The 8077-nt window shown below is 69.5% G+C and carries 7 protein-coding genes, 1 pseudogene and 1 riboswitch; of the genes and pseudogenes, 2 read left to right on the top strand and 6 right to left on the bottom strand.

Annotated features, from left to right (window positions below; genetic code table 11):
• Window positions 1-497, bottom strand: a pseudogene (locus F3J10_RS36110) (hypothetical protein); the annotation flags it as partial.
• A gap of 70 nt (window positions 498-567) precedes the next feature.
• Window positions 568-646, bottom strand: a riboswitch (cobalamin riboswitch).
• Window positions 647-936: 290 nt separating this feature from the next.
• Between F3J10_RS36110 and F3J10_RS33050 the strand changes: the two are divergent.
• Window positions 937-3024 carry an EAL domain-containing protein gene (locus tag F3J10_RS33050; protein ID WP_025102182.1) on the top strand — a complete coding sequence of 696 codons (2088 nt, stop codon included), beginning with the start codon at window positions 937-939 and terminating at the stop codon, window positions 3022-3024.
• 41 nt (window positions 3025-3065) lie between these two features.
• On the opposite strand, the gene F3J10_RS33045 is transcribed toward F3J10_RS33050, so the two are convergent.
• From F3J10_RS33045 to F3J10_RS33030, 4 genes are all read right to left on the bottom strand, one after another.
• The gene (locus F3J10_RS33045; RefSeq protein WP_025102183.1) at window positions 3066-3485 is read right to left on the bottom strand and encodes a VOC family protein; all 420 of its coding nucleotides are present in this window, start codon (window positions 3483-3485) and stop codon (window positions 3066-3068) included.
• A gap of 295 nt (window positions 3486-3780) precedes the next feature.
• Entirely contained in the window at window positions 3781-4125 is a 345-nt protein-coding gene (locus F3J10_RS33040; RefSeq protein ID WP_013689825.1) for a hypothetical protein, read from the bottom strand.
• 104 nt (window positions 4126-4229) lie between these two features.
• Window positions 4230-4724, bottom strand: a complete 495-nt coding sequence (locus F3J10_RS33035; RefSeq protein WP_025102184.1) for a hypothetical protein — start codon at window positions 4722-4724, stop codon at window positions 4230-4232.
• A 5-nt stretch (window positions 4725-4729) separates the two neighbouring features.
• Window positions 4730-5137, bottom strand: coding sequence for a hypothetical protein (locus F3J10_RS33030; protein WP_013689823.1), 408 nt, complete (start codon window positions 5135-5137; stop codon window positions 4730-4732).
• A 364-nt stretch (window positions 5138-5501) separates the two neighbouring features.
• Between F3J10_RS33030 and F3J10_RS33025 the strand changes: the two genes are divergently transcribed.
• Window positions 5502-6680, top strand: a complete 1179-nt coding sequence (locus F3J10_RS33025; protein WP_167234227.1) for an iron-containing alcohol dehydrogenase — start codon at window positions 5502-5504, stop codon at window positions 6678-6680.
• Window positions 6681-6757: 77 nt separating this feature from the next.
• Here F3J10_RS33025 and F3J10_RS33020 read toward each other — a convergent pair.
• The coding region (locus tag F3J10_RS33020; RefSeq protein ID WP_167243850.1) for a cytochrome c at window positions 6758-8077 on the bottom strand (1320 nt) is incomplete at its 5' end.

The raw sequence follows: 8077 nt of genomic DNA, 5'->3' as shown, positions 1-8077 counted from the left end.
GCGCCGCCGCTGCCGGCGGCTTTCGCGGAGCCAGCGGAGCCGGTGGAGCCGGCCGCGCCGGTGGCACCGGCGGGCGCCGCGTCGGACGTCGATTTCGAAGGCGGCGCGTCGTCGGCCAGCGCCAGGCGCGGCACGCCGAGCAGGGAGGCGATGGCGACCACGCTCGCGCAGGCGCGACGAGGGGCCGTGCGCGGCACGCGCGGGAAGACGGAATGGTGATGGCGTTTCATGTCCTTGCCTGGATTGGCGTGTGGCAGGTGCACCGCGGGCGCGGCGCATGATCCGGCGTGCCGCATCGGCGGCGGCTCGGATCGCGAAGTCGTGGCGAGCGCGCGCGCGAGAACGCGCGGCGGCTCAGGCCAGGCAATCCGGCGGCGAAGTCGAGTCGGGCGACGCGGCGGCGCCCATCGAGCCAACCAAGGCGGCAATGAAAAAATCGAGGGGAAAATCGACACGACGCGCGCCAGCACGGCACGCGTCGCGGAATCGGACGGCATGAATCACGCGGAGTCTCCTGGGGTTTCGCGCCCCGTTGGAACAAAACGGCAAGGACCAGACGAAGCTCAGGTCTGACTTCCGGCCTGGCCGTCGGGAGACGGCGATCCGGTCACAGTGGCGCGACCGCGCGGGATTTGCACCCGCTTCCGAGCTTGGCGGGCGCCATTCTAGCGTGGTTCGAAATACGCACGGAAAGAATTCGAAATCACTTCCGGATCGGCGACAAGCCTTCGGAACAGCTTTCCAATCTCCGGGAATATGTGCGGCCGTCACGATTGCCGCCGATTTGCCCCGCGCTGGGGCTATGATGCTGGGCCCGCGGCCGCGCGCTGCGGGCGACGTTCCCGCCCCGTTTGCCTCGAGTCGCCGCTCGCGCGCCGGATGGGGCGGCCGCGTGCCGCCGATGCTCGCGCACGCCCCTGCTTCCGTTTTCTCGACATGCACGGCTCGTACAATTTCCTCCTGGTGGTGGTCTCGTTCGTGGTGGCGACGCTGGCCTCGTACACCGCGCTCGACCTGACGAGCCGCATCGCCCTGCTCGGCCGTTCGCGGCAGCGTCATGCCTGGCTGGCCGGCGGCGCGGTGGCGATGGGCACCGGCATCTGGTCGATGCACTTCATCGCGATGCTGGCCTTCTCGCTGCCGATCCCGCTCGGCTACGACGTGCTCGACACCGGCTATTCGCTGGCGCTGGCGATCGTGGTGTCCTGCTTCGCGCTGTTCTTCACCACGCGCGCGCTGGCCACCCGCACCCACCTGGCCATCAGCGGCACGCTGATGGGCTGCGGCATCGCCGGCATGCACTACACCGGCATGGCGGCCATGAAGATGGCGCCCGGCATCGACTACCAGCCCGGCTGGCTGGCCGCCTCGCTGGCGATCGCGATCGCCGCCTCGATCGCCGCGCTGTCGATCGCGCGCCGCCTGCGCGACGAGCAGCGCCGCTCGGTGGTGCGCGCGCGCATCGCGGCCGCCTTCGTGATGGCCATGGCGATCAGCGGCATGCACTACGCCGGCATGGCCGCCGCCGACTTCCTGCCCGGCAGCGTCTGCGGCGCGGCGAAAGGCGTCGATTCGGCCTGGCTGGCCACCACCGTCACGCTGTTCACCCTCGCGATCCTGATCGTCACCCTGCTGCTGTCACGCATCGACATGCGCAACAGCCGGCTGGCGCGCGCGGTGTCGAGCCTGAACGGCGAGATCGTGCGGCTCGCCACGCTCGACACGCTGACCGGCCTGCCCAACCGCGGCACGCTCAATGCGCGCATGGTCGAGGCGATCGACCGCGCGCGGCGCCGGCAGACCGGCTTCGCGGTGCTGTTCATGGATCTCGACGGCTTCAAGGCGATCAACGATTCGCTCGGCCATTCGGTCGGCGACCAGGTGCTGGTGAGCTTCGCGCAGCGGCTGCGCGGCTGCGTGCGGGCCGCCGACACGGTGGCGCGCCTGGGCGGCGACGAATTCGTGGTGCTGGTGGAGCCGCTCGGCGCGCCGCAGGATGCGCGGCTGGTGGCGGAGAAGGTGCTGGAGCGCACCCGCGACGGCGCCTGGAGCGCCGACACGCCGCTGCCCGTCACGCCGAGCATCGGCATCGCGCTCTACCCGCGCGACGGCGAGACCGTCGACACCCTGCTCAAGCATGCCGACGCGGCGATGTACGAGGCCAAGCGCGGCGGCCGCGGCACCTACCGCTTCTTCGAGGTCGGCATGAACGATGCCGCGCTGCGCACCCTGCAGATCCAGCAGGCGCTGCACGAGGCGCTCGCCAACGGCTATTTCAGCCTGCACTTCCAGCCGAAGTTCCGCGGCGACACCCAGGCGCTGACCGGCGCCGAGGCGCTGATCCGCCTGCAGCATCCCAAGCTCGGCGCGCTGGCCCCGCTCGACTTCATCCCGATCGCCGAGCGCTCGGGGCAGATCGTGCCGATCGGCTATTGGGTGGTGCGCGAGACCTGCCGGCAGATCCGCGCCTGGCGCGAGGCGGGCCTGCCGAACATGAAGGTGGCCGTCAACCTGTCGACGCGCCAGCTCGCGCAGCCGGGGCTGGCGGACGCGATGCTGGAGATCGTCGAGGCGCAGCAGGTGGCGCCGCGGCAGATCATCTTCGAGATCACCGAAACCATGGCGATGCAGGATGCCGAGCGCACCATCGTGGCGATCCGCGATTTCCAGCAAGCCGGCTTCGAGATCGCGATCGACGATTTCGGCACCGGCTATTCGAGCCTGGCCTACCTGCAGCGCTTTCGCGTCAAGCAGCTCAAGATCGACCGCTTCTTCACCAGCGGGCTGGACCGGCACGGCAAGGAAGGCGCGGCGATCGTGTCGGCCATCATCGCGCTGGCGCATTCGCTGGGCATGGACGTGGTGGCCGAGGGCGTCGAGACCGCCACCCAGCTCGACAAGCTCAACGCGCTGATGTGCGACGAGATGCAGGGTTTCCTGCTCGGCCAGCCGCTGACGGCCGAGGCCTTCGAGCAGTTGATCCGCGAGCGCGCCGGCGCCGGGACCGACCCGGCGCTCGCCTGAGCGGGCCGGCAGCCGCCCGCCCGGGCTTCATCCCGCCGGGTTCAGGCCGGCTTGCTGGTGTCGTGGTCGAACTCGAGGCGGATGCCGCCCGGTTCGTAGATCATCGTGTGGCGCTTGGGGCCCTTGCCGAGCGGCTCCGGCGCGAACTCGACGCGCACGCCGGGCCATGCCGAGGCGCGCTGGTGGACCTCGTCGAGCGCCGCCTCGCTGGCCACGCGCAAGGCCAGGTGATGCAGGCCGACATTGCGCTTGCGGTCGAACTCGACCGGCGCCTCGCTTTCCTTGAGCTGCCAGAGCGTGAGCACCAGGTGGCCGTCCGAGACGAAGGCGGCCGGATAGTCGGGCCGCTCGCCGACCAGCTTCCAGCCCAGGCACTGCACGAAGAAGTCGCGGGTCTGGGCCAGGTCGCGAACGGTCAGGCCGAGGTGATCGATGCCGCAGGTGAGCGCGCTATCTGACATCGCCGGGTTCCTTGCAAGAGAGTCTGATGTGGGGGGAGCGCGCAAGCGAATCGCAAGCCGGGTGGCGCGTGGCTGGCGATCGACGGCGGCGCGCCGCTCACTATATGCCGGCTGCGTGAATCCTGCCGGCCGCGCCCGGCTCGGGATGCGAAGCACGCCGCGCGCGGCCGAACGCTTCCGGCGCCGCGCGAGGCGCGCCGCGAACAAGGCGGGAGATCGGGGGAAGCAGCGAAGGAGGGAAACGGCGGTCGGCACGGGATGCCGACGCGAAGCGGTCAGGCGCGTTCCGCGCCCTTTACAGCGCCTCCTGGCAGAGCACCATCATCCGCTGCACCATGGTGGACGCCTCGTTGAGTTCCATCTCGCTGGTGAACAGCGCCGGCACGCTCGACAGCCGCACCGCGATGCCGGCGCCGAGCAGGTCGCGGCTGGCGATCTTCAGCGCCAGTTGGCCGATGCGCACGCGATCGAGCCAGTCCATCGTGACGCGCTGCTTGTCGAGCCAGCCGCGGCAGCAGCTGACCACGTGGTCGACGCGCCATTCCTGCGTGAGCGCATAGGAGGCGGCGGCGATCGCGACCAGGTAGCACAACAGGTCCGGTCTCGCGCTCGCCGTGTCGGTGAATTCAGGTTTCGTCATGCGGTCCGCCTTCGGTGTATTGCTGAACGTCGGCGGTAAGTATGAACGAATGCCGGAAAAACAACCCGGGAATTCGAGGCCGGCGCCAGCGCGCCGCGCGGCGTTCAGCTACCGGGCTTGACCCGTTGTTCGTCGCCGCGCAGCAAGGTGAAGCGATTCTGATCGAACAGATAATAGTAGGTTCCGTTGCCGGTTTCGTTACGGCTGCCATGCACGATCACCAGCTTGCTGTTGCGCCGGAATTCGATCGGCTGGTCGATGTCGACGTCCCAGCAGCAGACCGTAAACGGCAGCCAGACGGTCTCGCCCGTCCTCGCGTCGACCGCCACCGTCATGGTGCAGGACGCGCCGCAGCCCCAACTGCTCAGCGCGTAATGGCCGGCGAAGTTCGGTTTTTTGCCCGACAGTTCGCGCAGCCGCGCGGCGAACCTGTGGTCCTGCTCGGACTGGATCGTGGTGGCGGCCACCTTGCCGTGCCAGGCCGGCGCCGGGAAGTTGTCGAATTGCGGCACCGGCGCGGGCGCCGGGCTGGCGGCCAGCGCCAGGTTCGCCGCGATACCGAAAACGATCGATGCGACAGCGAAACGAAGACCTTTCATTGCGTTCAATACCAGTGATGTTTTTCCCAGAATTTACGGGCATGCTGCGCGCTGTGATAGCGGCCGTAAATATATCGAAGCCCGCCCTGCGCTTCCTCGACGGCATTACCGAAGGATTTCTCGCCATTCGGATTCAGCGCGTACTGGGCGCGCAACAACTGGAACAGGCCGCGCGCCGTGGAATTCGGATTATGCGAGTTCACCACCCCGCTCGATTCCTGCGCCATGATCCACAACAGGTCGGCATAATCGGTGACGGGCGCCTTCTCGAGCGCGATCGCGTCGCGCAGCGCCTTCTGCGAGGCGGGCGGCACCACCGAGGGATCGATCGCGACCCAGCCCTGCTTCTTGGGCGGGCGCGGATGGTTCGAATGCGATTTCGACTTCGACTGCGTCGACTGAGTAGCGGTCATGGTGGTTTTCCTGGTATCGCGGCACTCGGCCCGACTCGCCCCCGAAGCCTGTCGAGTCGGCCGACGGCGACTATAAACGCAATGACCATCCAGGTAAATGAAACAGCGTGAAACGGCGTCGATCGAATTCGATTAATCGGTCGAATGCCGCCGTATTTAGTAAAAATTTCCGTCGATTTAATGGCGAATTGATTGATCGGTAATTTTCACTGCATTTAAATCGATCGCGCAGCGGCGGATCGATCGGCGGGCCGGCGCCCGCGGCCGGCCGTAACGAAAACCGCGCGCGCCGGTATCATGACCGGCACACGCGAGCGAGCGGCGCCGCCCATCGCGCCCCACGAAAACAGCCGGAGACGCCCCCATGCAATCGTTTTCGTTTCAGACCGTCCCCCACATCGTGCTCGAGGCGGGGCTGGCGCGCCGGCTCGGCGAGCTGCTGCGCGAGCGCCATGCCGGCCGCCGCGCCTGCGTGCTCACCGACGCCTTCCTGCATCGCGGCGGCACGCTCGCGCCGGCGCTGGCCAGCCTCGCGCGGGCCGGCTGGGAGGTGCTGGTGATCGACGAGGTGGTGGCCGACCCGCCCGAGGAGGTGGTGCGCGACGCGGCCCGGCGCGCGCGCGAATTCGGCGCCGAGCTGGTGATCGGGCTGGGCGGCGGCTCCTCGATGGACGTCGCCAAGCTGGTGGCCGCGCTGTGCGCGAGCGAGCAGCCGCTGGCGCAGATGTACGGCGTGAACCGCGTCGAGCACGGCCGCCTGCCGCTGGTGCAGATCCCGACCACGGCCGGCACCGGCTCCGAGGTCACGCCGATCTCGATCGTGACCACCGGCAAGACCACCAAGAGCGGCGTGGTCTCGCCGCGGCTCTATGCCGATTCGGCCTTGCTGGACCCGGAGCTGACGGTCGGCCTGCCGCCGGCCGCGACCGCCGCCACCGGCATCGACGCGATGGTGCACGCGATCGAGGCCTATACCAGCAAGCGTCTGAAGAATCCGCTGTCGGACCACCTCGCCTGCAAGGCATTGCAATTGCTCACCGCCAACCTGCTGCCGGCCTGCCGCGACGGCCAGGACCTCGCCGCGCGCTCGGCCATGCTGCTCGGCGCGATGCTGGCCGGCCAGGCCTTCGCGAACGCGCCGGTGGGCGGCGTGCATGCGCTGGCCTACCCGATCGGCGGCGTGTTCCATGTGCCGCACGGGCTGTCGAATGCGCTGGTGCTGCCGCATGTGCTGCGCTTCAACGCGCAGGCCGCCGCGCAGCAATATGCCGAGCTCGGGCAGTTGGTGGGGCTGGAGCCGGTCGGCCCGGTCGAGGAGCAGGCCGAGGCCTTCATCGCCTACCTGGTGCGGCTGGCGCGCGACGCGGGGCTGCCGGCCAACCTGCAGGCGGTCGGCATCGACGTCGGCGACCTGGCGGGGCTGGCGGCCGACGCGATGAAGCAGGAGCGGCTGCTGGTCAACAATCCCTGCGAGATCGACGAGGCCAGCGCGCTGGAAATCTACCGGCGAGCGTTCGAGCACGTCTACGACGAGGTGCAATAGCCGCCTCGCCCGGCTCCGGAAAGAAAAAACCGCGCGGGACAGCCATCCCGCGCGGTTTTTTTCATGGACCCGGGAGCCTAGTTCGTCAGGCTCGCCGAAGGCCGCGCGAAGTCCGCGCCCGGCGGCGCATCGGGGCGCTTGCCCGGATACGCGCGGCGCAGCTTGGCCACCTGCGCGGCCGTCACCGTCGAGCCGGTATTGCCCCAACTGGTGCGCACGAAGTTCGCGACGTCGGCGACCTCCTGGTCGGACAGGCGCCAGCCGAACGGCGGCATGGTGAAGCTCGACGGCGCCTCGTGCGTGCCGTTCAGCGCCGCGCCTTCCAGCACCACGTGGATCAGCGAGGTGGGATCGGCGCCCTGCACCACCGGGTTGCCGCCCAGCGCCGGGAACACGCGCGTGTAGCCGCGGCCGTCGCTGCGGTGGCAGGCCATGCAGTTGTCGACGTAGACGGACGCGCCCGGCCGCTTCGCGTCGCCGGCGCGCAGCGCCTGGGCGGCCGCGTCGTCGTAGGCGTAGGCGGTCTCGCCGCTCGCGCGCGGCGGCAGCGACTTCAGGTAGCGCGCGATGGCGCTCAGGTCGGCGTCGCTGAGGTACTGCATGCTGTGGTCGACCACGTCGGTCATCCCGCCGAACGCGGCCGTGTGCAGGTTGCGCCCGGTCTTCAGGAAACGCACGATCTCCTGCTCGGACCAGGTGCCCAGGCCGGTGCGCGGCTCGCCGCGCAGGCTGGTGGGCACCCAGCCGTCGATCGCCGCGCCGCCGGCCAGGAAATCGCTGCCGTCGGCGTCGCCGAGCGCGCGCTCCTGCATGGTCGGCGCGCGCGGCGTGTGGCAGGCGCCGCAATGGCCGAGCCCCTGCACCAGGTAGGCGCCGCGCGCCAGCACCGGATCGGCGTACGAGGCGGCCTCGAACGGCTTGGGCGCCGGCGCGTACAGCTTGCGCCAGATCGCGAGCGGCCAGCGCATCGACAGCGGCCAGACGATGTCCACCGCGCGATTCGCCTGCTCGACCGGCGCCACGCCCTGCCTGAAGTAGGCGTACATCGCGCGCACGTCCTCCTCGCTCAGGCGCGCGTAGGACGGATACGGCATCGCCGGATAGAGCGTGTCGCCGTTCTTGCGCACGCCGGCGCGCACCGCGCGATCGAAGTCCTCGAAGCGCCAGCCGCCGATGCCGGTCTTCGCGTCGGGCGTGATGTTGGTCGAGTAGATCGCGCCGATCGGCGTGTCGAACTTCAGGCCGCCCGCGAAGGGCTTGCCGTTCGGCGTGCTGTGGCAGGCGATGCAGTCGCCGGCGCGCGCCAGGTATTCGCCGCGCTTGAGCAGGTCGGCCTGCGCCGCGTCGTGGCCGGCGGCCGGCGCCGCCACGGCCGCCGCCGATGCCGCGAGCGGCGA

It is taken from the genome of Burkholderia sp. Cy-637, assembly GCF_011753175.1.
Classification (GTDB): Bacteria; Pseudomonadota; Gammaproteobacteria; order Burkholderiales; family Burkholderiaceae; genus Burkholderia; species Burkholderia gladioli.
Note: the sequence above shows the minus strand (reverse complement) of the source record. Positions and strands in the feature narration are given on the sequence as shown.